This is a genomic window from Shewanella sp. SM71, from assembly GCF_025653905.1.
GTDB classification, from domain to species: domain Bacteria; phylum Pseudomonadota; class Gammaproteobacteria; order Enterobacterales; family Shewanellaceae; genus Shewanella; species Shewanella oncorhynchi.
Genome location: NZ_JAKKRW010000059.1, coordinates 1 through 609, shown reverse-complemented (window position 1 = coordinate 609; position 609 = coordinate 1). Strand labels below are relative to the sequence as shown.

Annotated in this window: 1 pseudogene; it reads right to left on the bottom strand. The window is 56.7% G+C overall.

The window, feature by feature from the left end:
• Positions 1-609, bottom strand: a pseudogene (locus L5L97_RS22845) (hypothetical protein); the annotation flags it as partial.

Genomic DNA, 609 nt, shown 5'->3' with positions numbered 1-609 from the left:
ATCCGCCACCGATGGCGAACCGTTGCCCGTTACCGCTGGGGTTGTACTGCTGCCATTGCCAGCCGCGGGACCACGAGGATGAGCTGTCGCATCACTCGGCGCTGCATCTGGGGTTGTCCCCAAATTATGTCTAGATCCTTGGGTGTAATTGCTGCCCGTTTGCGCACCCTGACTCAGATTCACAGGTGTTGAACTACTCACCTCCCATTTACGGCCAGTGTATCCTTTTGCAGCATTCGCCTCAGGCACCACTGTCGCAGGGGTGTCTTCCGTAGGCACGCCATCCGTCTGTGACATTGAAGGTGTGTTTATGGTGTTCGCCGCAACAGGTGGACGAGCCGATGTACCCGCATTCGTCGGTGTACCCGCATTCGTCGGTGTACCCGCATTCGTCAGTGTGTCCGCGACGGCTGTCGGAACATCGGTTTGAGTACCATCATCAGTTATCGATGGCGAACCGTTGCCCGTTGCAGGAACAGGACCACGAGGATGAGCTATCGCTGAACTCGGCGCAGCATCTGGGGTTGTCCCCAAATTACGTCTAGGTCCTGGGGTGTAATTGCTGCCCGTTTGCGCACCCTGACTCAGATTCACAGGTGTTGAACTACT